Here is a 22982-nt window from a genome sequence, read left to right on the forward strand (position 1 = left end):
ACTCGCGGAAGCGCCCGCGGAACGCCGGGCAGGCTCTGTGCGGCCCTTCACAATCCCGCAAACACCCCTCTTGCGTCACTCACAGTTTGTGACTTTTATGATGCTAGTTACTTTCATCATGCAAGCCACCGCCGAGCGGACTGGCGTAACAGGAGAGACAAGATGAGCAAGATCGCTTCCGGCACCGCCCTGATCACCGGCGCTTCCACCGGCATCGGCGCCACCTATGCCCGCAAGCTGGCCGCGGCCGGTCATGACCTGATCCTGGTCGCCCGCGACGCACAGCGTCTCGCCGCCCTCGCCAGCGAAATTTCCGCTGCCCACGGCGTGAAGGCCGAAGTGCTGAAGGCCGATCTCACCGACCGCGCCGAACTGGCGGCGGTCGAGCAGCGCCTCAAGGACGATGCCGCCATCTCCGTGCTGGTGAATAATGCCGGCATGGCCGTTGCCGGCACCTTCCTGGAGGTCGATATCGACAAGGTCGAGACCATGGTCTCGCTGAATGTCGTCTCCGTGCTGCGCCTTGCCCATGCCGCCGCGAAGGCTTTTGTTGCCCGCAAGGCCGGCACCATCATCAATGTCGCCTCGGTGCTGGCGCTGGCGCCGGAGATGTTCAGTGGCCCCTACAGCGGCACCAAAGCCTTCGTCCTCAACCTCACCATCTCGCTGCAGCGTGAACTGGCCGACAAGGGCGTGACCGTCCAGGCCGTACTGCCGGGCGCCACCCGCACCGAAATCTGGGAGCGCGGCGGCACCGACATCAACAGCCTGCCGGCCGAAATGCTGATGGAAGTCGACGAAATGGTGGAAGCCGCGCTTACCGGCCTTGAGCTGGGCGAGGCCATCACCATCCCGCCGCTGCCGGACTTCGCCGAGTTCGAAGCGGCAACCGCCGCCCGCCTGAAGCTGGCCCCTAACCTCTCCCGCAAGGATGCCGCGGCTCGTTACAAGGCCGGCAAGAAGGCTGCCTGACGAGGCTCGTTAAAAGCAAAACGCCCGCCGGGGGATGGCGGGCGTTTTGTTTATTTGTCATTCATACCATATCATTTCAGATCGGCAAATCAGCCGCGCACCGCCTCACCGAAAATGCGCATCCAGTTGCCGCTGTGCAGCTTGGTCAGGGCTTCCTGGTCGTAGCCGCGACCCGCAAGCAGCTGCGTGATCTTGGGCAGGTCGCGGGCATCGGCGATTTCCTTCGGGATCGTGGTGCCGTCAAAATCGGAACCGAGACCAACGCTGTCGATACCGACACGCTCCACCAGATAGTCGATATGGTCGGCCATCAGGCTGATCGCCGTATCCGGGCTGCGCTCGCCATCGGCCCGCAGCACCATGGCGCCGAAATTGAGGCCCACCATGCCGCGCCGCTCCTTGATCGCGTCGAGCTGCTTGTCGGTCAGGTTGCGCGAATGCGGGGAGAGCGCATGGGCGTTGGAGTGGGTTGCCACCAGCGGGCCGGTCGAGAGTTTGGCGACATCCCAGAAACCCGCCTCGTTCATATGCGACATGTCGAGCATGATGCCCATCTCATCGCAGCGCTTCACCAGCTCCCGGCCGAGATCGGTGAGACCCGAGCCGATATCCGGCGAGGAGGGGCAGCGGAACGGCACGCCATGGGCAAAATCATTGCTGCGGCTCCACACCGGCCCGACCGAGCGCAGACCCTTGGCGTAAAGCTCCTCCAGCTTGCGGAAATCATGGTCGATGGCTTCAGCGCCCTCGATATGGAACACGGCGGCAATGGCGCCGCGCGCCATGGTCTCGGCGCACTCGGCCGCCGTACGGCACAGCACTACCTCACCGTCAGCCGTCGCGACGATCTCGTTCAGGATCGCCAGCATCTCGTCGGTTGCCTGCTGCGCCAGTTCCAGCGAGGGCGGCTTGTCGGCAGCGGTGCGCAAAAAAGCATCGCCGGGACCGATTTCACCCGAAGGCACGAAGCTGGCGAAAAAGCCGCCGAGCAGACCACCCGCCTTCATGCGCGGCATATCCAGATGGCCGATGCCGTCGCCCTGCACGAAATCCGCCGCCACGCCGGCCTTGCGCTTCAGCCACAGCCGCAGCAGCACGTCATTATGGCCATCGAAGGAAGGAAGCGGAGCAGTCGACATCGTTTTTCGATCCTGAAGGGAAGTTCAAAACAAGAGGGTGTCCCGGTTGATAGGCCGTTTGGCGCAGCGGGTCTTCCCCAATTTGCTACAGTCTCGCCAGCCGGGAGCCAATGGCTGTGCCCTTGCGTTTTGTTCATGGGAGGCCCGCCACCCCGGCAGGCCAGACGGCTGTCAAGGGAGTCCCCCATGAACGCACAAACCAAACCCCGCCCGTCTCCGCCCCCCAAGGGCACGAAAAAACCGGTAACGGACAAGGAAAAGCGCCGCCACGACGAAGAACAGCTGGACGAGGCGCTGGAAGAGAGTTTTCCGGCCAGCGACCCGCTGCCGGTCACACCCGGCCAGAAGTGAGGCCGGACAACAAAAAAGGGCAGCCCCGGCGAGGCTGCCCTTTTGAGAGTACCTGCTAACCACGCAGCGGTCAGACCGAACGGCGGAACCAGCTGGCCAGCAGCGCGCCGCTGATATTGTGCCACACGCTGAAAATGGCGCTCGGCACCGCCGCGAGCGGCGAGAAGTGGGCGGCGGCAAGCGCGGCACCAAGGCCGCTGTTCTGCATGCCGACCTCAATGGCAATCGCCTTGCGCTTGGCAAGCGTCATGCCCGTTGCCCGCGCGGCGAAATAGCCGATCAGGTAACCGAGCGCATTGTGCAGCACCACGACGCCCAGGATGAGCAGGCCGGATTCCGCAATCTTCGGCTGGTTGGCCGCCACCACTGCGGAGACGATAAGCACGATGCCGGTAACGGAGACGAGCGGCATCAGCGGCTCGGCCGTCTTGACCATGGTCGGCAGCAGCTTGCGCACGATGAGGCCGAGGGCGAGCGGCAGCAGCACGACTTGCACGATGCTCTTGAACATCGCCAGTGCATCAACCGGCAGGTACTTGCTGGCAAAGGCCAGCACCAGCAGCGGCGTCACCACCGGGGCAAGCAGCGTGGTCACGCTGGTAACAGTCACGGAGAGTGCGGTATCGCCCTTGGAGAAATAGGTCATCACATTGCTGGAGGTGCCGCCCGGGCAGCAGCCGACCAGGATGACGCCGGCGGCCACTTCGCTCGACATCGGAATGATGAGCGTGAGGGCAAACGCCAGCAGCGGCATGATGACGAACTGGGCGACGACGCCGATGGCTACATCCTTCGGCCGCGTCAGCACCTCGCGGAAATCCGACGCCGTCAGCGTCAGGCCCATGCCGAACATGACAATGGAAAGCAGCGTGACAATCCACGGCGCGAGCTGCTTGAAGGTCGCCGGCATGAAGTAGCCGAGCACGGCAAACACCAGCACCCAGACCGCAAAAGTGCGGCCGATGAACTGGGAAAAACGAACAACCGCATTCACGGGAGGCAACTCCAAAACAAATCCGGACCAGACGGGAAACCGGCTTTTAGGACACTAACCACCACCCGGCAACACATTCCTGTAATTTAAGTTCACACCGATGGGCGTGGGCGGAATTTAAGAAAACAACTCGATCTTATTTTCACTCAAAACAGCAGGCAATTCCTGCCGGAATCACCATGTCCAAGTTGTCAACTCTGCGTCACCGCCACCCTTGACCGCAGGGGCATTGCGCTCTATTCCAACCCCCGGGTGTCCTGTGCGACAACAAGGGCGGTGCAGCCTGCCCAACCAGCCAGAAGGACGGCTTCTCTTGGATCTCAGCCTTTATATGCCGCAACTGATTGCCTTCCTGCAGGTGGTCGTTATCGATCTCGTGCTTGCCGGCGATAATGCTGTGGTGGTCGGCATGGCGGCTGCCGGCCTGCCCAAGGACCAGCGCCTGAAGGCGGTTGGCATCGGCATTGCCGTTGCCACCATCGCCCGTATCGTCTTCGCCCTCGCCGCGACCCAGCTTTTGCAAATTCTCGGCCTGCTGCTGGCCGGCGGGTTGCTGCTGCTCTGGGTTGCCTGGAAGATGTGGCAGGAAATCCGCGCCAGTGTCGGCGACGAGGGCGAGGAAGGGGCAGAAGGGGGCGAGGCCGCGCCGCGCAAGACCTTCCGCCAGGCAGTGCTGCAGATCGTCATCGCCGACCTTTCCATGTCGCTCGACAATGTGCTGGCCGTGGCCGGTGCAGCGCGCGAGCATTATGTCGTGCTGGTCATCGGCCTCGTGCTGTCGGTAAGCCTTATGGGCGTGGCAGCCCAGATCATCGCCGGCTTCATCAACAAGCATCGCTGGGCCGTCTATATCGGGTTCGGTGTGGTGCTCTATGTGGCCCTCAAGATGTGTTACGAGGGCGCGATGGAAGTGGCCCAGGCCACCGGCGTAACCGGATAAGCAACCACCCTTCCCTGTCTGAACGGGGTGGCGGCAACGCAGAAGGCCTTGCCGCCCCGTCCAGAACCGCAGCCCTGCCCTGCACTTCCCGCTATGCCAGCCCCCCTTGCTGAACATCCTACCTTCTGGTAGGCAGGTTTTTATGCAGACCGTCCAGACAGAAAAAGACCCGCTTCACCTCATCTCCGGCACAGCGGGCCGGATCCTCGACAGCGCACAATCGCTCATCCGCGACCGTGGCTATAACGGCTTCAGCTATGCCGACATTGCCGACGTCATCGGCATCCGCAAGGCGAGCATCCACCACCACTTCCCGTCCAAGACCCAGCTCGGCGAGGCGGTTGTGGCGCGTTACCGGGCAGACGTGGCCCGCGCCATGGCCCAGCTCGATGCCGGGCTGCCAACCGCGCGGGAGCGCATCGTCGCGCTGATCAACTACTGGTCAACCTGCATCCGCGACCGCAGCGCCCCTTTCTGTGTCTGCGTCCAGCTGGCTGCCGAATTGCCGGCCTTGCCGGAGGTGATTGCCGGCGAGGTTCGCCTGCATTTCCGCACCATCACCGACTGGGTCGCCCATACGCTGAAAGCCGGCCAGCGCGACGGTTCCCTCAAGCTGGACCGACCTGCCGCTGACGAAGCAGACTGTTTCATCGCCGCCCTCCATGGCGCTCTCATCAGCGCCCGCGCCCTTGGCACCTCACCCGCCGCCGGAGAAAAGGACGATGCCGGGGCCCGGACTTTCACCTCCATCACCGGAGAGCAACTGAGGCGACTTTCGCCCTGAACCTCTCCTGAAAGCACCGTTTTCAAGCCTTCTCCGGCGGCATGCCCGCGCCTGAAAGGCTCTCCTTTAGCGGGCTAACTACCAACTAGTAGAAAGGCACTCCAATCATGACTGTCGAACTCACCGTACTCAGCCTGCTCGCCCTCGGCTGTCTCGTTCTGCCGCTGGTCTATTCACCGCTCTATTCAAAACAGGTGGGCAACGCCGGCCTGATGAGTAACCGCGACGATATCCCGGCTCCCACCGGCGCTGCCGGGCGCGGCCTGCGTGCCCATCGCAATCTCATCGAAAATCTGGTGCCCTTTGCCGTGGCCGTGCTGGTTGCCCACACTCTGGGCATCAGCAATGGCGTTACAACTGCCGGCGCCTGGCTCTTCCTTGCCGCCCGGCTGGTGCATGCCATCACCTACATCGCCGGCATCAAGGTGGTTCGCACCCTGTCCTGGTTCGCCGGCGTGATTGGCACGCTGCTCATCCTGTCGCAGATCTTCTTTGCCTGAAGCGCCAGCATTACGGCGGCCCTCGAAAGGAGGCCGCCGTAATGCTGCTTTCAGGCGTCAGATCCCCGCATACCACTGATATCCCCGGTCTTCCCAATAACCGCCTTTGCCGCCCCACAACCGGCCGAAGCCGTCGGCGATCTCGATCCGCATCAGATATTTCGCCTGCTTGTATCCGAGCTGCCGCTCCACCCGCAGGCGCAGCGGCGCCCCGTGCCCGACAGTCAGATCGGCGTTGTTCATGGCATAGGCGAGGATCGTTTGCGGGTGGAAGGCATCGACCAGATCGATGCTCTCATAATATCGCCCGCTGCCATCGAAGCTCTGCTCGAGCTCGTCCGCACAATAAAAGATGGCATAACGTGCCCCCGGCTTCAGGCCGGCAGCCGTCAGCAGCAATCCCAGCGGCACACCCGTCCATTTTCCGATCGCACTCCAGCCCTCGACACAGTCATGCCGGGTAATCTGGGTCCGGGCGGGAAGTTTCTTCAGATCCGCCAGCGACAGCTCCATCGGCCTGTCGACAAGGCCATCGATCCTGAGCCGCCAGTCGGCGAAATTCCCCTCGGCCAGCCGCGCATAATCTTCACTCTCTGGCCGGCTGGTGCCGTTGACCCGAAAGGTCGGGGAGATATCTTTTTCGCCAAACTCCCGCGCCAGTGCGCCGCGCCCCAGCAGCAGGCGCTGTGCCGACAGGGTGAGTTTCCCGGCACCGGTCAGCGCCACCCGGCTTACCAGATCGGCGTTCAGGGCGAACGCTGCTGCGCCGGCGCCAAGCGCGCCGCCAGCAAGCAGCAGCCGCCGCGAGAAGGGTTTTTCCGTCATGATCTGGGCTCGCGATAGCGGATGGCATACTGCCCGGTGACCATCGAGCGCAGATTGTTCCACGGCCCTGACAGGACGACCATCGCCACATGCACGAAGACAAACAGCGCCAGCAGGGAGGCCGTCACGAAATGGATTGTGCGTGCCGACTGGCGGCCGCCGAAAAGATCGACGAGCCAGGGGAGCGCCGCATCCATTCCCGGCGACATCGTAAGGCCGGTCAGCAGCATCGCCGGCAGCATCAGGAAGATGACGATCAGATAGGTCAGCTTTTGCAGCGCGTTATAGTGGCGGGCGGCATCACCCTCGGGAAATCTGAGCCGCGCGTGATCGGCAATTTCCCGGGCCAGATGCCTCAGCGAGAATTGCCCGCGTACCGGGGCCAGATTTCGCCGGAAATGCCCGCTGAGAAAGCTGCTGGAGAGATAGACGAGGCCGTTGAGGACGAAGAACCAGGCAAAGAGGAAATGCCATCCGCGCCCTGCCCCCAGATCCTGGTAGGACGGCAGGGTTATCCATGCCGGAAAAGCCCGGACGGTCGGCTCACCGTCGCTCCGCGAGACCCCGAGCACACCGGTGGTCGAAAGCTCCGCTTCGCCCGCGCGGATAAAACCGCTGAGGCCGCTTTCAGTCTCTCTGGCACCAATTGTCAAAACAGCGGGATCGCCGTCGGCGCCATACTGGCCCCAGTAGAGTTCCGGATGAGCGTTGAAAATCTGCAACCCGCTCATCAGCAGCAGCAAAAGATTAACCGCATTCAGCCAGTGCGTTATGCGCGTGACGAGGGAATGGCGCCGGACAAGCACTGTCCGGCTTTGCAGGGTGCGGTCCCTGCCGGCCTTGTCTGTCATCTTCAGCCTCCAGATTGCCTGCCGGCAAGGGCCGGCGAAAGAAAGCCGCCGCCAGCCGGCAAGGTGCACCGGGGACTGGTGCACTCAGGCCGGCCGGCGAGCGGCGTCAGGCTCACATCGGCGGGACAACACCATTGGTGCCGACGACCACGCGCCCGGAAGTCAGCGGGCCGTTGCCCTCCTGCGTGGCGGGGATGAAGACGATCGCGCCGGGAACGAGGTCAGCCGGCGTTGCCGGGGCAAGGGTCACCACCGGGGCCCCTTCCGGAACCGTTATGGTCTTTTCCTGCCCGTGATAGGTCACGGTCAGAGATTGGCCATCAATGCCCTTCACCGCATTGGCGACAGTGGCATTGGTCATGTTGCTTTTGGGTTTGAGGTCCCAGGCAAAACTGCCTTCCCCCGCGCCCTTGAGGGCCGGCGGGAAAATCAGCACTTCCAGCGCCCCGTCACCGCCGGCTTCCTTTGGCAACGACGCGATACCGACATAGTCGCCCGGCTTGATGTCACTCACGCTGGCCCTGGCAACACTGGAGATTTGCCAGCCCTTGGAAAGGGCCACATCCACCACAGCGCCCTCACGGGATTTTACCTTCAGCACATCGTCGCTGAAACCGACGACTGTGCCCCGGACATTATGGTGTTCAACGGTCGCGGCCATTGCCGTCGGCGCAGCAACGCTGATTGCGGCAGGAAGGCCCAAAGCGGCGGCGACAACGAACAGGGAAGAAAGCTTGCGAAGCATCATCGAATTTCTACCTACTAGTTGATAGGATTCTGGGGAAAGTTTCTGGCAAAGTTACGCCTTGCAATCAGCCAGTCTTGACCTTGGACCTTATCGCCTCGCAGCCACCTTCAAATTGAAGCATCGCGACGACCGCTAAATGGCTACCTTCTGGTAGGTAGCCCGTCAAGGCAGGGCAAACCGCCCACTATGAGCAGGTTAACACCCGGCAATTTCCTGCACGAAATCGAGAAAAGCCCGAACCTTCGCCGGCGGCAGGTGCCGGGAAGGATGATAGGCATAAAGCGGATACCGCTCATCGGCCCAGTCTGTCAGCACCGGCACCAGACGGCCATCCGCAAGCCAGGGCCCGAGCCCGAGGGCAAAGCTCTGGAAAATCCCCTGGCCCGCCACGCAGACAGCGATGGCTGTCGATGGGTCATCCATTACGACCCTCCCGGCAATCTTCACCTCCGTCCGCTCACTGCCGCGATGAAATTCCCAGTTGAACGGCCGCCCCGTTGTCGGGTCCCGGAACAGCAGCGCCTCATGATGCATGAGGTCCTGCGGCGCGCGCGGTACACCATAACGGGCAAGATAATCCGGTGAAGCACAGGTAATGACCGGCGTCTCCAGCAGCTTGCGGGTAATGAGGGAGGCGACTTCCGGCGGGCCGAAACGCACTGCCACATCCACCCCGCTCATCATCTCTTCCCGATAGTTGCTGACGGTCAGGTCAAGCTCCAGCAACGGGTAGCGCCCCATCAATTTCGGCAGATGCGGCGCCAGCACCATGCGGGCAAACCAGGGATCAATGGAAACCCGAAGCCGCCCGCTCACCAGCGCCGCGGCCCCGGCCGCATCGGCCGCCGCCTCCTCCAGACCGGCCAGCAAGGGCACGATCTGCGCATGAAACCGCCGCCCTTCTTCCGTCAGGGCCACGCTGCGCGGCGTGCGGTCAAAAAGCCTGACTCCCATACGCGCCTCCAGCCGCGCAATCGCCCGGCTGACCCCGGAAGGTGTCAGCCCCAGCATCTCGCCCGCCCGCGCAAAATTGCCAGCCTCGGCCACAGCGGCAACCACCCCTGCGCCCGTCAGCAGCCGCGTATCGAAGCTCATCGCCGTCCTCCCCCAGCTCTCGCCGCCCCCCCAGCATCTTAGCAGTGATTTCCAGTCACTCTTATGATGATTTTAATGAGCCTCAATCATCATACCCCGTGGCGTAATTCTGGGCATGCCGCCCCTTCGGCGACGCCCCTTGATCCCTGCCCCTTAAGGAAAGAAGCGCCATGTACGCCATTACCGGAGTCACCGGCAAAGTCGGTGGTGAAGTTGCCCGCACCCTCCTTGCTGCCGGCAAGCCTGTCCGGGCCATCCTGCGGGATGAGACCAAAGGCCCAGCCTGGGCCGCGCTTGGCTGTGAAACCACCCTCGCCAGCATGGAGGACAAGACCAGCCTTATCCGCGCTTTCACCGGCGCTGAAGCCGTCTTCGTAATGGTGCCGCCGCTCTTTGATCCGGAGCCGGGTTTCCCGGAAGCACGCCGCCTCGCCGCCGCCCTGTCCGAGGCCCTTGCCGCCGCCCGCCCGCACAAGGTGGTTTACCTCTCCACCATTGGCGCCGACGCGGGTGAGGAAAACCTGCTTTCACAGCACACCCTTCTGGAAGCGGCGCTGGCAAAAACCGGCATTCCCACCACCTTCCTGCGCCCGGGCTGGTTCATGGAGAACGCGGCCTGGGACGTTGCCCCGGCGCGGGAGACCGGCATCCTGCACAGCTTCCTCACCCCGCTCGACAAGGCGTTTCCGATGGTTGCCACCCGCGATGTCGGCCGGGTTGCCGCCGCTCTGCTCCAGCAGGGCTGGCAAGGTAACCGGGTTGTCGAACTGGAAGGGCCGCAGCGCGTCAGCCCCAATGACATGGCCGTCACACTCGCTGGCGCCCTCGGCCGACCGGTCCGGGCGGAGGCCTTGCCGCACAATCAGTGGGAGCCGCTGTTCCGCAGCCAGGGGGCCCGCCACCCGATCCCGCGCATTCGCATGCTCGACGGCTTCAATGAAGGCTGGATCGAGTTTCGTGAACGGGGCCGTTACGCGACCAAAGGCACGACGTCCCTCGATACGGCGATCTCAAGTCTTGTGGCAGCCTCACAGGGCGCATAACACCCGGCGAGAACTCCGCACCTGGCCCCAAAGCCCTGTCCCGGCCGGCCAGGTGCGCTTCGCTGATGCCGGTGAACTCCGTATGTTGGGGCAAGTTTTTACAGGACCTCAAGCCACATCAGGTTAAATCCAGCCCAGATGCTTCCCGCGCAACCTTCGCGTTAATGCCACCGCCTGAGGATAGGGCTATATGTCCAATCCAGAGCGCTGTTTGCGCGCCTTAAGATGATCTGCTTGGCATGTAGCGTTCGGGGCAAGCTCCCCACGGTAGATCGTGTCAGGTAATAGCCGGGAAATACTCAAATCATGGACTGGGTCCCTGTAGCCCTCATGACGTTCAAGGTTCTGGTGTTAGGCGTGGGCATGTTCTTCGCCATAAAGTGGCACTATGACCAGGCGCAGAAGGGCAAGGCGCTGCAGAAGCGCGTGATGTTCCGTGCGGCCGGCAAGTTGGCAGCCGTCTTCGTGCTCCCGCCCATGGGTCTGGTGATCGTCACCTTCGTCCTCGCCAGAATGCTCGGACTGAACCTGACCCTTCCGTGACGGCAAGAGGCCTCGGGCCATTGACGCATGACGCGGCTATCGGACAGCACCAGACATAACGAGCAAAGCCCCCTGCGATCACGTCGATACGGCAGACATCACAACTACAGATGCCCCGTCTCAGCTGGTCCGCGGCCGCCACGAACTGGTTGCCCCGCACCACCGGCACCACCGGTATGACGATATCGAGGCCGGAGAGCGCGTCGCCCCAATGGAGCGCACAAGCGCGTTGATCGCTTTTACTCCGATCTCCCTCGCGCCTGGTGCACCGTCGTCAGTGGCGGGTCCGGGTTTTTAGAGCTTGCCTTTTGCAGGCGCCTTAAGTAAATCGTTTTACTGTAAATCGTTTTTCCGCACCGAAAGGCGCGACCATATGGTCGGAAAGCCAAGCTCTATCAATGATGTAGCGAAACTTGCCGGGGTCTCTCCTGCAACCGTCTCCAATGTGTTGACGGGCCGGAAAGCTGTAAGCGCCGAGCTGGCGCGCAAGGTGGAAGCGGCGGTCAAGGAACTTGATTACCGCGCGGATCCGCTGGCCTCCATGCTGCGTTCCGGAGACGCCAAGATCATCGCCATTCTGGTCCCCGATCTGGACAACCCGTTTTTTACGTCGGTTGTCTCGGCGGTCGAACAGTGTGTCGGCAAGGAATCTTATGAGGTCATCGTCGCCAGCTCGCGGGGCGATCAATCCATTGAAAGCTCGAAGCTGCGGGCCATGCTTGCATGGCGGCCCGCCGGCCTCATCATCGTTCCTTGCTCGGACGAATTTCCGGGACATTCGCTGATAGATGCGTCGAACACACCCTATGTCATTGCAGACCGCGTTACCGGCAGCTCCAACGCCGACACGGTCTCCCTCGATAACGAAGCCGCCGGCCGGGTGACGGCAGAACATCTGATCGCCCTCGGCCACCGGCATATTCTCATTGCCGCAACCTCACTGACGCTGGCCAACATCCGCCAGCGGTGCAACGGCGCCCGCGCAGCATGTATGGCGCATGGCTTGCCCGAGCCGAAGATCGTCGAACTGGGGATTGATGGCGGTGGCGAGCCCGGCAAGCTGATCGCTGTACTCGGCGGCGCAAATCCGCCCACGGCGATCCAGGCTTTGACGAACGGCACCACGTTGGCCGCATTGACAGCCCTTGCCGAGCGCGGCCTGCGCTTGCCCCAGGACATCTCACTGATCGGTTTCGACGACTACACCTGGATGCGCGCCCGGGCAACGCCGTTGACGGCCGTCGCCCAACCCGTCCGTGAGATGGGGCGCCTTCTGTGGGAGCGTCTGAATGCCCGCATCAAGGGTGACGCAAGCCCGGCGCAGCATGTGCGGCTGCCCTGCGACTTCAAGATCCGCCAGTCCACGGCGGCGCCGTCCGGCACTCTTTCTGAAAGGAGGCCCGTCGCCTGAAATTCGCCTGAGCTGCCGGGCCGTTCATCGGTGCCGGAAAAAAACGGATCTAAAGGTCCATCAAGCGCGACCAAGCGCACAAAACGGGAGGAAACCATGAAAAAGACCCTTATAAGCCGCCGCATCCTGCTGGCCAGCGCCGCCCTGGTGGTGGTTTTTTCAGCTGGCCCTCTTGCCAAGGGAGCACTCGCGGCGGACAAGCCGACGATGGGTGTCGTGGTGAAGGTGGGCGGCATCCCCTGGTTCAACGCCATGGAAACCGGCATCAAGGAAGCCGCCGCCAGCGAAGGCATGGACGCGACCATGATTGGCCCGACCAGCGCCGACCCGGCCCTCCAGGTGCGCGCCATCGAAGATCTGATTGCCAAGAAGGTTGACGTTATCGGCGTCGTGCCGAACGACGAAAAAGCGCTGGAGCCGGTCCTGCAAAAGGCACGTGAAGCAGGCATCAAGGTGGTGGCGCATGAAGGGCCTGGCATCCAGAACAAGGATCTGGATTTTGAACTGGCTTCGGCCAAGGGCTTCGGCGAGGCGCATGCCGAGCTGCTGGCGAAAGCCATGGGCGGCAAGGGAGAATATGCGGTCTATGTCGGCTCGCTCACCGTGCCGCTTCACAATGCCTGGGCTGATGCCGCCATTGCCTATCTGAAGGAACATTATCCGGACATGAAGCCGGTCGGCGATCGGTACGGTGTGGCGGAGAATGTCGACGACAGCCGCAAGACCGCGCTCGACCTCATCTCCGCGCATCCGGATTTGCACGGCTTCCTCGCCTTTGGCAGCCAGGGCCCCATCGGCGCCGGCCGCGCAATCGAAGAGAAGGGCGAGGTCGGCAAGGTGTTCGTGGTCGGCCCGTTCTCGCCGGGCCAGGGCCGTAAACTCCTGAAGCAGGGCGCCCTGCTGGGCGGCTTCATGTGGAACCCGGCTGAAGCCGGGCGCGTGTTCGTCCGCATCGGCAAAATGCTGGCGAACGGCCAGATGCCCAAGGACGGGGATACGATTGAGGGCCTCGGTACCGTCCACCCCGATCCGAAAACCCGCAACATCATCACGGACAACCTCCTGCAGATCAACAAGGAGACCGTCGACAAGCTGGCCGACCTCGGACTTTGACGGAAATGGCCTCTCCCGCCCTGGCGCGGGAGAGGTTCCGCCACCCGGGAGCGCTCTCCCTGCCGATACTCAAGCTCCCTTGTGATGATGATGACTGCGCCTTCCACCCAAACCGCGCCTGACGGCCCTGAAGCCATCCGTTTCGAGCACATATCGATCCGGTTTGGTGGCCTGCAGGCGCTTGACGATGTCTCCTTCAGTGTCGGTCGCGGCGAGGTGCATTGCCTTGCCGGCGAAAACGGCAGCGGTAAAAGCACGCTTATCAAGGCTATTGCAGGTGTCTACCAGCCTGCTCCCGGCGCCCGGATGAGCTATTTCGGCGAAACCATTCCGGCCTCAAGTCCGCCGCTGGCCCGCAAGAAAGGCGTGGCGGTGATCTGGCAGGATCTCGCCCTTTTCCCTGAAATGACTGTCGCCGAAAACATTGCCTTCGACAGCCTTGTCGGCAAGCCGCGTCTGGTGAACTACGGCACCATCCGTGAAACGGCACGGACTGCACTGGGCAAGCTCGGGGTAGAATTGGACCTCGCCGCACCGCTCAGAAGCCTGCCGATCTCCGGCCGCCAGATCGTTGCGATTGCGCGTGCCCTTGCCAGTGACGCACGTCTCATTTTCATGGACGAGCCCACCGCATCGCTGACGCAGGCTGAAACGGACCATCTGCTGGCGGTGGTGCGGGTTCTCTCGAAGAGCGGTGTGGCGGTTGTTTTCGTAAGCCATCGGCTTGCGGAGGTTCTGGATATCTCAAGCCGCGTCACCGTGCTGCGCGACGGAAAACTTGTCGGTGTCTTCGATGCCGCCGGCATGACCCAGTCACGGCTGGGAGAACTCATGACGGGCCGCCAGCTCAACCAGGCGGTCAGCGCGCGCGACCCGGGAAATGCCCCTGTTGTGCTGCAGACCGCCGGCCTTACCCGTGCCGGAGAATATGAGGGTGTAAATCTGGCGATCCGGGCCGGTGAAATTGTCGGTTTAATCGGCCTCATCGGCGCCGGCCGAAGCGAACTGGCCCATACCCTGTTCGGCATGACACGGCCGAGGGCAGGCGAGATACGGCTTGCCGGCAAACCCGTCCGCTTTGCCAATAACCGTCAGGCGATTGGCGCAGGCGTTGCCTATGTGTCCGAAGATCGTCTGTCGCTCGGCCTCGTACAGCAGCAATCAATCGCGGATAACACCGTCATCACCACCCTGCGAGCCATATCCGGTGCAGGCGGTTTGATATCCGCCCGCCGCAAATCGGCCGCCGTGACCCGGGGCGTAACCGAATTCTCCACGAAGATCGGCAGTCCCGACGATGCCGTCTCAACGCTTTCAGGCGGCAACCAGCAGCGTATCGTTCTGGCGAAATGGCTGGCGATCTCTCCAAAACTGCTGATCCTGGATTGCCCTACTGTCGGTGTGGATGTCGGTGCCCGTGACGGCATCTACCGGATCGTGCGCGCCCTGGCGGACCGCGGCATCGCCATCCTGATGATTTCGGACGAGGTGCCGGAAGTCTACTTCAACTGCGACCGCATCCTGCATATGGCTGCGGGCCGCATCGTCGGCGAGTTTGACCCCCGCCGCACTCCGATAGCCGAGCTGGAGCGCACCGTTTATGCGTGATTATCTTCGCACCCATGAAGGCGAGGCACGCATTCTGGTCGTGCTGGCGCTGCTTATGCTTGTTCTGGGCATTGCCTCGCCGAGTTTCTTCAGCGCCTCCAATATCGCCTCGCTTCTCAACAACAACGCCGTGAACGTTATCTGGGCGGTCGGCCTGCTGGTCGTCCTTATCGCCGGCGGGATCGACATTTCCTTCGCCGTCGGTGCATCGGTGGTTCAGTACCTGACGGCGCTTGTGCTGCTATGGCTGGGAGGCGGCAACTGGCTCATCGGGCTTGTTTGTGCCGGGGTGCTGGGCATCCTCATCGGCTCGATCAACGCGGCCCTGATCGCCGGTTTCCGCATCATCTCCATAATCATCACCATCGCAACCTTCAATGCCCTGTTCGGCCTTTTGATGTTCGCGACCTCCGGCCGGTCGATCTACGACCTGCCAGACTGGTGGACCGATCGCATCGGCGTGATCTCGCTCGGTGACGGCGGCACGCTGACATTGCCTGTGGCGGTGATGGCGGCCTCAATGCTGGCCACCTGGTTTCTGATTTCGCGCACCACCACCGGCCGGCAACTCTATGCTTTCGGCGACAACCCGGAAGGCGCCCGCCGGGCAGGTGTGGCAACGGTCAAAATCCAGTTCATCGCTTATGGCTGGATGGGGCTGATGGCGGGAATCGGCGGCCTCATGCAGGTCAACATCGCTCAGGAAGTCGTCCCCAATGCCCTGATCGGCCGCGAACTGGACGTGCTTGCTGCCGTGGTTCTGGGAGGTGCGCGGCTGGGGGGTGGGCGCGGCTCGGTCCTTGGCTGTTTCCTTGGCGTACTTCTTGTCGCCGTAGTCCAGAACGGCCTCAACCTCATGGGCGTCTCGCCATACGCGTTCAAGATGGTGATCGGCCTGACGATCCTGGCGGCAATCTCCCTTACCAATGTCGAACTGATGTCACGCTTGACCGGCAGGACATGGAGGCGCTCCCATGACCAGAATAATTGATGCCATGACCCGCTCCTTCGGGCGCGAGGTTCCGGGACTGGTTGGCCTGCTTGTCCTTATGATCGTGGGTTTCAGCCTTGCCTCGCCGCAGTTCCTCACCGGCGCGAACTTCGATTCAATCGCCTCCCAGCTCCCCGAACTCGGCCTGCTGACCCTGGCCATGCTGGCGCCGATCATCGCCAACGGCATCAACCTTGCCGTCATCGCCGTTGCCAACATCAGCGGACTGACGCTGGCCTGGGTGCTCAACATGTATGGCGGCCCGGACGCCGGCATGCTGGCTTTTGCCGCGGGGGTCGTACTGGCACTGGCCGTCGGCGGTCTGGCCGGTGCCGCGATGGGCGCCATAATCGCCTGGTTTGGCGCACATCCTATCCTTGCCTCCCTCGCGATGATGATTTTCCTGAAAGGCATTGGCGAGTTCCTGACGCGGGGCGGCGACATTTCGGGCTTTCCGGAATTTGTAATGGGGCTGGGTCATGGCACCGTCGCCGGAATCCCGGTGCCAATGCTGATTTTCATCGGCGCGGCCTTTCTCTGGCATCTACTGCTCGCCCGCACCCGCCACGGCTTTGCCGTGTCCATGATCGGCTCCAACCCGAAAGCCAGTGAATATTCCGGCCTTCATGTCAAAAGGTCGATCACGCTGACTTATGCGCTGTCCGGCGTCATGTGCGCGCTGGCGGGGATCGTGATGCTGACCCGGTTCAACTCGGTGCGGGTGGGTCACGGAGACGCCCTGCTTCTGGTGACCGTACTCGCGTGTTTTCTCGGCGGCGTTAACCCGTTCGGCGGTTTCGGCCGTGTCGCTCCGGTGTTTCTGGCTCTGGTCATCCTTCAGACGCTCTCCTCCGGCCTCAACCTGGTGGGGGCAAACCAGCATCTTTCAACTGCTGTATGGGGGCTATTCCTGATCGCAGTAATGGTCCTGCGCTCGGGCACGCCGATGCTGCACGCCCTGCTGGCCAATATTAGGCGCTAGCCGCCAACCGGTCCGGGCAGGCGCCATCGCCGCCCCCTCCCCCATTTCTTTCAGCAGCGACGCGATGAACGACATTCTTGAGTTTGATGAGTTTGTCCGAGCAGTGAACGCACAAGGCACCGGCCGGCGGATCATCGTCGCAATCGCCGGCGCTCCGGGCTCCGGCAAATCCACCTTTGCCGACCGGCTGGCCGATGCCTTGTGCGACCTCTCGCCTGCAAGCGCCGCACTGCTGCCGATGGATGGATACCATTATGACGACAGCATCCTGAACGCGCGGGGCCTGCGAGCCCGCAAGGGCGCCCCGGAGACTTTCGATACCCCAGGCCTGTTTCACATGCTCGATCGCCTGCGGCGTAACGAGGAGGAGGAAGTCGCGGTCCCGGTCTTCGACCGCGATCTGGAAATTTCCCGTGCCGGCGCGCGCCTGATTCCGAGAGCGGCACGGGTCATCGTCGTGGAGGGCAACTACCTGCTGCTTGACCGGCTTCCGTGGTCCCTGCTGCATCCGTTTTTCGACATCACGGTTTTTATCGACCTGCCGGAAAACATCCTGCGCGCGCGGCTCGTGGCCCGGTGGACCGGCTATGGCCTCCAGCCGGCAGAGATCGACGCCAAAGTCGATGGCAACGACATTCCCAACGGCCGCCAGGTCATCTCGCAGAGCCGGGCCACCGGGCTTGTTCTCACCGCCGATGGAAGACTGCGATCAAACAGGCCCCCGCGGGAAAAACCCTGATGACGCTGAAAATCTCAAACATGGGGAAACGCACATGAAATTCGGAATCTACTATCCCTACTGGGAGCATGAATGGAGCGCGGATTGCCTGAAATATGTGGAAAAGGCAGCCCGGCTCGGTTTTGACGTGCTGGAAATCGCGGCACACCACCTCAACAGCTACAGCGCCGCGCACATCGCCGAAATTGCCCGCGCGGCCAGGGATAACGGCATCACGCTGACGTCGGGCGTCGGCCCTTCCCCTCAAAAAAACCTCTCCTCCGCTGACCCGGACATTCGCAAGGCAGGCCGGGCCTTTTTCGAGGAAACCCTGACCAACCTGGCAAAGCTGGACATCCGCATCATCGGGGGAGCGCTGCATTCCTACTGGCCGATCGACTATTCGCGACCGGTGGACAAACCCGGCGACCGGGCGCGCGGATTGGAGGGGATCGCCAGCCTCGCCGATTTCGCCGCAAATCTTGGGATCGACCTGTGCCTCGAAGTGCTGAACCGGTTTGAAAACCACGTCCTCAACACGGCCGAAGAAGGGGTTGCCTTTGTTCGTGAGACCGGCAAGCCGAACGTCAAGGTGATGCTGGACACCTTCCACATGAACATCGAGGAGAACAGCTTCGCCGAAGCGATCCGGACAGCGGGGCCGTTGCTCGGCCATTTTCATACCGGCGAAAACAACCGTCGTGTCCCCGGCTCCGGTCGGCTGCCCTGGCATGAAATCGGCGCGGCCCTGCGGGAGGTTGGCTACAAGGGTGCCGTGGTTATGGAACCGTTCGTGAAGATGGGCGGCGGCATCGGCAGCGACATCAAGGTCTGGCGCGATCTCAGCAACAATGCCGATGAAGAGCAGATGGACGAAGCCGCCAGGCAATCCCTTGCTTTCTCGAGGTTTGTTCTCGGGTAAACCGGCAAGAATGCGGCCCAGTGTTCCTGCGGATCACCGCGGCCGCCACGAACTGGTTGACCCCCGCACCACCAGCTCGACCGGCATGACGATATCGAGGCCCGAGAGGGCTTCGCCCTCGATGGTGCGGATCAGCACGTCCATGGCCTTCGCCCCCATCTCCGCCCGCGGCTGGCGCACCGTCGTCAGCGGCGGATCGGAGATTTCGGCGAGCTGGATATCGTCAAATCCGATGACGGAGAGGTCCTCCGGCACCCGCAGCCCCTTGTCCCGCGCGGCACGCAGCGCGCCCATGGCGCTTTCGTCATTGGCGCAGAAAAGCGCGGTCGGGGGCTCCGGCAAGTCCAGCAGGCGGCGGGCGGCAGCGCGGCCGCCCTTGAAGGTGAAGTCCGCCGCCACGACCAGCGCCGGATCATAGGGTATCTGTACCGCCTCCAGCGCCTGCCGGTACCCGGCATGGCGCTCCGGGCTCAGGATGCGGCCCGGTGGGCCGGCGACATGGCCGATACGCCGATGGCCGAGATCGATGAGATAACGCACCGCCATTTCGGCGGCCGCCGGATTGTCGATGCGCACCAGCGGCACCTCGCAGCCCGGCAGGTCCTCGGAGACAAACACGATGGGGGGCCGGGCCGGGCCATCGGCGGGGCAGCCTTCCGGCAGCCGGCCTGACAGCAGCAAAAGCCCGTCCGCACGCCGATCAAGCAGCAGGCGCATATAGGAGCGTTCACGCTCGGGATCGGACTCGGTATTGCCCATCAGCACGGCATAATCGCTGGCACTGGCCCGCCGCTCCATGCCCCGCACGATCTCGGTATAGAACGGGTTGCCGAAATCCGGCACCAGCACGATGACGGCCTGTGCCGCCCGGGTACGCAGGGCGCGGGCCAGTGCGTTGGGGCGGTAGCCCGTGCTCTCCACCACCTCCATCACCCGCCGGCGCGTTTCCTCTGACACCAGCTCCGGCCGGGCGAGCGTGCGGGAGACCGTGGCGGTGGAAACATTGGCGATGCGGGCAACATCATCGATGGTGGCCCTTGCACCGGGCTCGACAAGCCCGTCTGCCTCCCGGATTTCTTCTTCCTGACGCACTGGTCCTTCTTTCTTCGCCTGCCCTGCGGCCTTCCTGGCCGCCGGGTTTACGGCATTATGCCCAACGCAAGCGAGCTGTGAAAGCACTCTTGTAATCGATTGCAGGCCGCAGTATGGTAAAAGAAATCGATTACATAAAAATCAGCCGCACCAAGGGAACAACCATGGGCGGCATTAACCGGGAGGAAATACTCATGAAAAAAATCGCCTCGTGGCTCGTCACGAGCACCATCCTCGTCGCCGCTGCCGCCCCGGCTGCGGCCGATCCGCTGAAGGCGGAGGTCATGCACTGGTGGACCTCCGGCGGCGAAAGCGCGGCCGTGAAGGTCTTCGCCGACAGCTTCGACAAGGCCGGCGGCCAGTGGATCGACAGCGCTGTTGCCGGTGGCGAAGCCGCCCGCGCGGCAGAAATGAGCCGCGTTGTCGGCGGCAATCCGCCGGCTGCCATGCAGTTCAACTACGGCAAGCAGTTTGCCGAGCTGGTGAACAACGGTTACCTGCGTGACCTGACCGCCATCGCCAAGGAAGAAAACTGGGCGAAGATCATGCCGCCCGCCGTCATCAAGGCCATCACCTTCGATGGCAAGGTCTATGCGGTCCCGGTCAATGTCCATGCCAACAACTGGGCCTGGATTTCCACCGACGCTTTCAAAAAAGCCGGCACGGAATGGCCGAAGAGCTGGGATGACTTCTTCCCCACTCTCGACAAGCTGAAGGCAGCCGGCGTCACCCCGCTGGCGCTTGGCGCCCAGGCCTGGCAGGAGCGTATCCTTTTCGAATTCATCCTCAACTCTGAGGGCGGTGCCGACACCTACCGCAAGGTGTTCGTCGACCATGACGTCGACACCATCAAGGGGCCGAAATTCAAGGCCGCCGTCGCGACCATGGGCAAACTGCGCGCCTATGTCGATGATGGTTCCGCCGGGCGGAACTGGAACGACACCACCGCCCTCGTCATCAGTGGCAAGGCCGGTTTCCAGGTGATGGGCGACTGGTCAAAGGGCGAATTCCGCGCCGCCGGCAAAAAGCATGGCACGGACTATACCTGCCAGACCGGGGTCGGCGATGCCGGCGGTTACATCTATGCCGGTGACGTCTTCGTGCTACCGAAAAATGATGGCGCGGAAGTTGCCAAGGCACAGGACCTGCTGGTCAAGACCATGCTCTCGCCTGATGTGCAGGTGGCCTTCAATGCCATCAAGGGCTCCATCCCCGTGCGTAACGACGTCGACACGTCCAAGGTCGACCCCTGCGGCCAGATCGGTCTTGCCCTGCTGAAGCAGCCCGAAAAGCAGCTGCCGGCCCCTACCTTCACCATCACGCCGGATACCGACGGCGTGCTGAATGACGCCCTTGCCGCCTTCTGGGCCGACAAGAACGCCGATGAAGGGGCCTTCATCCAGCAGTTCGCCGACGCAATCGCCGCCGACGGCCAGTAAGCCTGCAGCACCCGGCCGGGCCTTCCCTGACCCGGCCGGGTGTCTTTGCCGCCGCCCTTACCGATCCGTGCCAAGCGCCCTCTCGCCCGCCACGCCAGGGAGAATATCCTCATGACTGAGCCCCGCCGGCTGAGGAACATTGCTGCCCAGATCGCGCTGACACCCGCTTGGCTCATCGTGGCCTTTGCCTATGTCGGCACGGTGGTCTGGACCATCGTGATTTCCTTCACCAGCTCCAAGTCCATCCCCTCCTACAACTTCGTGGGCTGGGCCCAGTACGCCCGTCTGTTCTCCACGGACCGCTGGTATATCTCCATCAACAACATCATCATTTTCGGTGTGCTGTTCCTCACGATCTGTCTCGTTATCGGCTTCCTGCTCGCCGTGGCGCTCGACCAGAAGATCATGTTCGAGAACAGCTACCGCACCGTCATCCTCTACCCCTACGCCATGTCCTTCGTGGTCACCGGCCTTATCTGGCAATGGATGCTGAACCCGGCGCTCGGCATCGAGAAAACGGTGCAGGCGCTCGGTTTCCCCAACTTCAGTTTTGACTGGATCATCCGCACCGACATGGCGATCTACACGCTGGTGATCGCGGGGGTCTGGCAAGCCTCCGGCCTTGTGATGGCGCTGATGCTGGCGGGCCTGCGCGGGGTGGACGGGGAGATCTGGAAGGCCGCACGTGTCGACGGCATCCCCGCCTGGCGCGTCTACCTCTTCATCATCGTGCCGATCCTCAGGCCCATGATCGTGACGGCCGTCGTCCTGCTCTCCATCGGCGTGGTCAAGGCCTTCGATCTCGTTGTCGCGCTGACCAAGGGCGGCCCCGGCCTTTCCACCGAGGTGCCAGCCAAGTTCGTCATGGATAACCTTTTCCTGCGCGCCAATATCGGCCTTGCCACTGCCGCCTCCACCGTCATGCTGGTGACCGTGCTCGCCGTGCTGGTGCCGTGGTTCTACACCGAATATGCGCGCCGCAACCGCGGAGGACATGCCTGATGTCCAGCATCGCCTCCCCCGCCGCCGGCAGCCGCGTGGTTGTCGCCCGCGGCCCCAGACCGCAGAGCCTTACCGCCGGCCGGATCGGGCTCTACTGCTTCATCCTCGTCACCGCGGTTTATTTCCTGGCACCGCTCTATGTGATGCTGATGACCTCGTTCAAATCGATGGACGAGATCCGCCTCGGCAACATCTTCAACCTGCCGCAGCATTTTACCCTCCAGCCGTGGATCGACGCCTGGCTGCATGCCTGCACCGGCCTCAACTGCACCGGCATCTCCGTCGGCTTCACCAATTCGGTGATCATCACGGTGCCGAGTGTCATCCTTTCCATCGCGGCCGGCGCCATCAATGGCTACGCGCTCTCCTTCTGGAAGCCGCGCGGCGCCAACGTACTATTCGCCATCCTGCTGCTGGGCGCCTTCGTGCCCTACCAGGCCTTCCTCTACCCGCTGGTGCGCGTTTACTCGACACTCGGCCTCTTCAACACCCTCACCAACATCATCACCGTCCACATCATCTTCGGCCTGCCCGTGATGACGCTGCTCTTCCGCAATTTCTACGCCGGCATTCCCATGGAGCTGTTCAAGGCCGCCCGCGTGGACGGCGCCGGGTTCTGGCGCACCTTCTTCTCGGTCATGCTGCCGATGTCGACGCCGATCATCATTGTCGCCGTCATCCTGCAGGCGACCAATATCTGGAACGACTTCCTCTTCGGTCTTGTTTTTGCCGGGCGCGAAAACCTGCCAATGACCGTCCAGCTCAACAACATCGTCAATTCGACCCAGGGCGAGCGTGCCTACAATGTGGACATGGCGGCGACCATCCTCACCGCCCTTGTCCCGCTCGCCATCTACTTCTTCTCCGGCCGCTGGTTCGTCCGCGGCATCGCTGCGGGAGCCGTCAAGGGATGATCGCC

At 62.7% G+C, this 22982-nt stretch carries 24 protein-coding genes; 17 read left to right on the forward strand and 7 right to left on the reverse strand.

Features of this window, described 5'->3' with window-relative positions; genetic code table 11:
- Positions 1-162 precede the first annotated feature (162 nt).
- Complete coding sequence (locus QTL98_RS22335; protein ID WP_445682353.1) at positions 163-972, forward strand: SDR family NAD(P)-dependent oxidoreductase; 810 nt, start codon at positions 163-165, stop codon at positions 970-972.
- Positions 973-1061: 89 nt separating this feature from the next.
- Here the strand turns inward: QTL98_RS22335 and QTL98_RS22340 are convergent, their stop codons facing one another.
- Complete coding sequence (locus QTL98_RS22340) at positions 1062-2111, reverse strand: dipeptidase (protein WP_445682354.1); 1050 nt, start codon at positions 2109-2111, stop codon at positions 1062-1064.
- 186 nt (positions 2112-2297) lie between these two features.
- On the opposite strand from QTL98_RS22340, the gene QTL98_RS22345 reads away from it, so the two are divergent.
- Positions 2298-2462, forward strand: a complete 165-nt coding sequence (locus tag QTL98_RS22345) for a hypothetical protein (RefSeq protein WP_445682355.1) — start codon at positions 2298-2300, stop codon at positions 2460-2462.
- 70 nt (positions 2463-2532) lie between these two features.
- Here QTL98_RS22345 and QTL98_RS22350 read toward each other — a convergent pair whose 3' ends face one another.
- The gene (locus QTL98_RS22350; protein ID WP_445682356.1) at positions 2533-3456 is read right to left on the reverse strand and encodes a bile acid:sodium symporter family protein; all 924 of its coding nucleotides are present in this window, start codon (positions 3454-3456) and stop codon (positions 2533-2535) included.
- Positions 3457-3787: 331 nt separating this feature from the next.
- Here QTL98_RS22350 and QTL98_RS22355 point away from each other — a divergent pair, with 331 nt between their 5' ends.
- From QTL98_RS22355 to QTL98_RS22365, 3 genes are all read left to right on the forward strand, one after another.
- Positions 3788-4396, forward strand: coding sequence for a YjbE family putative metal transport protein (locus QTL98_RS22355; protein WP_445682912.1), 609 nt, complete (start codon positions 3788-3790; stop codon positions 4394-4396).
- 142 nt (positions 4397-4538) lie between these two features.
- Positions 4539-5180 carry a TetR/AcrR family transcriptional regulator gene (locus tag QTL98_RS22360; RefSeq protein WP_445682357.1) on the forward strand — a complete coding sequence of 214 codons (642 nt, stop codon included), beginning with the start codon at positions 4539-4541 and terminating at the stop codon, positions 5178-5180.
- A gap of 107 nt (positions 5181-5287) precedes the next feature.
- Positions 5288-5680, forward strand: coding sequence for an MAPEG family protein (locus tag QTL98_RS22365; RefSeq protein ID WP_445682358.1), 393 nt, complete (start codon positions 5288-5290; stop codon positions 5678-5680).
- A 57-nt stretch (positions 5681-5737) separates the two neighbouring features.
- Here the strand turns inward: QTL98_RS22365 and QTL98_RS22370 are convergent, their stop codons facing one another.
- The 4 genes from QTL98_RS22370 to QTL98_RS22385 all read right to left on the reverse strand — a co-directional run bounded on the left by QTL98_RS22370 (position 5738) and on the right by QTL98_RS22385 (position 9199).
- Positions 5738-6505: a molybdopterin-dependent oxidoreductase gene (locus QTL98_RS22370; protein ID WP_445682359.1), complete on the reverse strand. Its 768-nt coding sequence runs from the start codon at positions 6503-6505 to the stop codon at positions 5738-5740.
- Positions 6502-7356: a cytochrome b/b6 domain-containing protein gene (locus QTL98_RS22375; protein ID WP_445682360.1), complete on the reverse strand. Its 855-nt coding sequence runs from the start codon at positions 7354-7356 to the stop codon at positions 6502-6504. The genes QTL98_RS22370 and QTL98_RS22375 overlap by 4 nt, the downstream gene beginning before the upstream one ends.
- 112 nt (positions 7357-7468) lie before the next feature.
- The gene (locus tag QTL98_RS22380) at positions 7469-8101 is read right to left on the reverse strand and encodes a hypothetical protein (RefSeq protein WP_445682913.1); all 633 of its coding nucleotides are present in this window, start codon (positions 8099-8101) and stop codon (positions 7469-7471) included.
- A 198-nt stretch (positions 8102-8299) separates the two neighbouring features.
- Positions 8300-9199, reverse strand: a complete 900-nt coding sequence (locus tag QTL98_RS22385) for a LysR family transcriptional regulator (RefSeq protein WP_445682361.1) — start codon at positions 9197-9199, stop codon at positions 8300-8302.
- 170 nt (positions 9200-9369) lie between these two features.
- Here QTL98_RS22385 and QTL98_RS22390 point away from each other — a divergent pair, with 170 nt between their 5' ends.
- The 9 genes from QTL98_RS22390 to QTL98_RS22430 all read left to right on the forward strand — a co-directional run bounded on the left by QTL98_RS22390 (position 9370) and on the right by QTL98_RS22430 (position 18530).
- The gene (locus QTL98_RS22390) at positions 9370-10242 is read left to right on the forward strand and encodes an NmrA family NAD(P)-binding protein (protein WP_445682362.1); all 873 of its coding nucleotides are present in this window, start codon (positions 9370-9372) and stop codon (positions 10240-10242) included.
- A 306-nt stretch (positions 10243-10548) separates the two neighbouring features.
- Complete coding sequence (locus QTL98_RS22395) at positions 10549-10785, forward strand: hypothetical protein (protein ID WP_445682363.1); 237 nt, start codon at positions 10549-10551, stop codon at positions 10783-10785.
- Positions 10786-11158: 373 nt separating this feature from the next.
- Entirely contained in the window at positions 11159-12196 is a 1038-nt protein-coding gene (locus QTL98_RS22400; protein ID WP_445682364.1) for a LacI family DNA-binding transcriptional regulator, read from the forward strand.
- Between the two features lie 96 nt (positions 12197-12292).
- On the forward strand, positions 12293-13309 hold the full coding sequence (locus QTL98_RS22405) for an autoinducer 2 ABC transporter substrate-binding protein (RefSeq protein ID WP_445682365.1): 1017 nt from the start codon (positions 12293-12295) through the stop codon (positions 13307-13309).
- A 90-nt stretch (positions 13310-13399) separates the two neighbouring features.
- The gene (locus QTL98_RS22410) at positions 13400-14917 is read left to right on the forward strand and encodes a sugar ABC transporter ATP-binding protein (RefSeq protein ID WP_445682914.1); all 1518 of its coding nucleotides are present in this window, start codon (positions 13400-13402) and stop codon (positions 14915-14917) included.
- The gene (locus QTL98_RS22415) at positions 14910-15908 is read left to right on the forward strand and encodes an ABC transporter permease (protein WP_445682366.1); all 999 of its coding nucleotides are present in this window, start codon (positions 14910-14912) and stop codon (positions 15906-15908) included. Before QTL98_RS22410 ends, QTL98_RS22415 begins: the two co-directional genes overlap by 8 nt.
- Positions 15892-16890: an ABC transporter permease gene (locus tag QTL98_RS22420; protein WP_445682367.1), complete on the forward strand. Its 999-nt coding sequence runs from the start codon at positions 15892-15894 to the stop codon at positions 16888-16890. Before QTL98_RS22415 ends, QTL98_RS22420 begins: the two co-directional genes overlap by 17 nt.
- Before the next feature lie 64 nt (positions 16891-16954).
- Positions 16955-17629, forward strand: coding sequence for a nucleoside triphosphate hydrolase (locus QTL98_RS22425; RefSeq protein WP_445682368.1), 675 nt, complete (start codon positions 16955-16957; stop codon positions 17627-17629).
- Positions 17630-17663: 34 nt separating this feature from the next.
- Positions 17664-18530 (forward strand): D-psicose 3-epimerase, encoded by an 867-nt coding sequence (locus tag QTL98_RS22430; protein WP_445682915.1) that lies wholly within the window; start codon positions 17664-17666, stop codon positions 18528-18530.
- A 33-nt stretch (positions 18531-18563) separates the two neighbouring features.
- On the opposite strand, the gene QTL98_RS22435 is transcribed toward QTL98_RS22430, so the two are convergent.
- Complete coding sequence (locus QTL98_RS22435; RefSeq protein WP_445682369.1) at positions 18564-19622, reverse strand: LacI family DNA-binding transcriptional regulator; 1059 nt, start codon at positions 19620-19622, stop codon at positions 18564-18566.
- Positions 19623-19816: 194 nt separating this feature from the next.
- Here QTL98_RS22435 and QTL98_RS22440 point away from each other — a divergent pair, with 194 nt between their 5' ends.
- The 3 genes from QTL98_RS22440 to QTL98_RS22450 all read left to right on the forward strand — a co-directional run bounded on the left by QTL98_RS22440 (position 19817) and on the right by QTL98_RS22450 (position 22977).
- Positions 19817-21061 (forward strand): ABC transporter substrate-binding protein, encoded by a 1245-nt coding sequence (locus tag QTL98_RS22440; RefSeq protein WP_445682370.1) that lies wholly within the window; start codon positions 19817-19819, stop codon positions 21059-21061.
- Positions 21062-21172: 111 nt separating this feature from the next.
- Positions 21173-22063: a carbohydrate ABC transporter permease gene (locus QTL98_RS22445; protein ID WP_445682371.1), complete on the forward strand. Its 891-nt coding sequence runs from the start codon at positions 21173-21175 to the stop codon at positions 22061-22063.
- Positions 22063-22977, forward strand: coding sequence for a carbohydrate ABC transporter permease (locus tag QTL98_RS22450; protein ID WP_445682372.1), 915 nt, complete (start codon positions 22063-22065; stop codon positions 22975-22977). Before QTL98_RS22445 ends, QTL98_RS22450 begins: the two co-directional genes overlap by 1 nt.
- The last annotated feature ends 5 nt before the right edge of the window (positions 22978-22982 follow it).

The sequence above is a fragment of the Radicibacter daui genome (genome assembly GCA_030657355.1).
GTDB classification, from domain to species: Bacteria; Pseudomonadota; Alphaproteobacteria; order Radicibacterales; family Radicibacteraceae; genus Radicibacter; species Radicibacter daui.

Bases quoted from the DNA above. Each gene is read 5' to 3' on its own strand.
- QTL98_RS22380 (WP_445682913.1), bottom strand. From the start codon at position 8,101: ATGCTTCGCAAGCTTTCTTCCCTGTTCGTTGTCGCCGCCGCTTTGGGC.
- QTL98_RS22425 (WP_445682368.1), top strand. From the start codon at position 16,955: ATGAACGACATTCTTGAGTTTGATGAGTTTGTCCGAGCAGTGAACGCA.
- QTL98_RS22370 (WP_445682359.1), bottom strand. From the start codon at position 6,505: ATGACGGAAAAACCCTTCTCGCGGCGGCTGCTGCTTGCTGGCGGCGCG.
- QTL98_RS22360 (WP_445682357.1), top strand. From the start codon at position 4,539: ATGCAGACCGTCCAGACAGAAAAAGACCCGCTTCACCTCATCTCCGGC.
- QTL98_RS22400 (WP_445682364.1), top strand. From the start codon at position 11,159: ATGGTCGGAAAGCCAAGCTCTATCAATGATGTAGCGAAACTTGCCGGG.
- QTL98_RS22335 (WP_445682353.1), top strand. From the start codon at position 163: ATGAGCAAGATCGCTTCCGGCACCGCCCTGATCACCGGCGCTTCCACC.
- QTL98_RS22410 (WP_445682914.1), top strand. From the start codon at position 13,400: ATGACTGCGCCTTCCACCCAAACCGCGCCTGACGGCCCTGAAGCCATC.
- QTL98_RS22395 (WP_445682363.1), top strand. From the start codon at position 10,549: ATGGACTGGGTCCCTGTAGCCCTCATGACGTTCAAGGTTCTGGTGTTA.
- QTL98_RS22430 (WP_445682915.1), top strand. From the start codon at position 17,664: ATGAAATTCGGAATCTACTATCCCTACTGGGAGCATGAATGGAGCGCG.
- QTL98_RS22405 (WP_445682365.1), top strand. From the start codon at position 12,293: ATGAAAAAGACCCTTATAAGCCGCCGCATCCTGCTGGCCAGCGCCGCC.
- QTL98_RS22440 (WP_445682370.1), top strand. From the start codon at position 19,817: ATGAAAAAAATCGCCTCGTGGCTCGTCACGAGCACCATCCTCGTCGCC.
- QTL98_RS22385 (WP_445682361.1), bottom strand. From the start codon at position 9,199: ATGAGCTTCGATACGCGGCTGCTGACGGGCGCAGGGGTGGTTGCCGCT.
- QTL98_RS22355 (WP_445682912.1), top strand. From the start codon at position 3,788: ATGCCGCAACTGATTGCCTTCCTGCAGGTGGTCGTTATCGATCTCGTG.
- QTL98_RS22365 (WP_445682358.1), top strand. From the start codon at position 5,288: ATGACTGTCGAACTCACCGTACTCAGCCTGCTCGCCCTCGGCTGTCTC.
- QTL98_RS22345 (WP_445682355.1), top strand. From the start codon at position 2,298: ATGAACGCACAAACCAAACCCCGCCCGTCTCCGCCCCCCAAGGGCACG.
- QTL98_RS22420 (WP_445682367.1), top strand. From the start codon at position 15,892: ATGACCAGAATAATTGATGCCATGACCCGCTCCTTCGGGCGCGAGGTT.
- QTL98_RS22445 (WP_445682371.1), top strand. From the start codon at position 21,173: ATGACTGAGCCCCGCCGGCTGAGGAACATTGCTGCCCAGATCGCGCTG.
- QTL98_RS22340 (WP_445682354.1), bottom strand. From the start codon at position 2,111: ATGTCGACTGCTCCGCTTCCTTCCTTCGATGGCCATAATGACGTGCTG.
- QTL98_RS22450 (WP_445682372.1), top strand. From the start codon at position 22,063: ATGTCCAGCATCGCCTCCCCCGCCGCCGGCAGCCGCGTGGTTGTCGCC.
- QTL98_RS22415 (WP_445682366.1), top strand. From the start codon at position 14,910: ATGCGTGATTATCTTCGCACCCATGAAGGCGAGGCACGCATTCTGGTC.
- QTL98_RS22390 (WP_445682362.1), top strand. From the start codon at position 9,370: ATGTACGCCATTACCGGAGTCACCGGCAAAGTCGGTGGTGAAGTTGCC.
- QTL98_RS22375 (WP_445682360.1), bottom strand. From the start codon at position 7,356: ATGACAGACAAGGCCGGCAGGGACCGCACCCTGCAAAGCCGGACAGTG.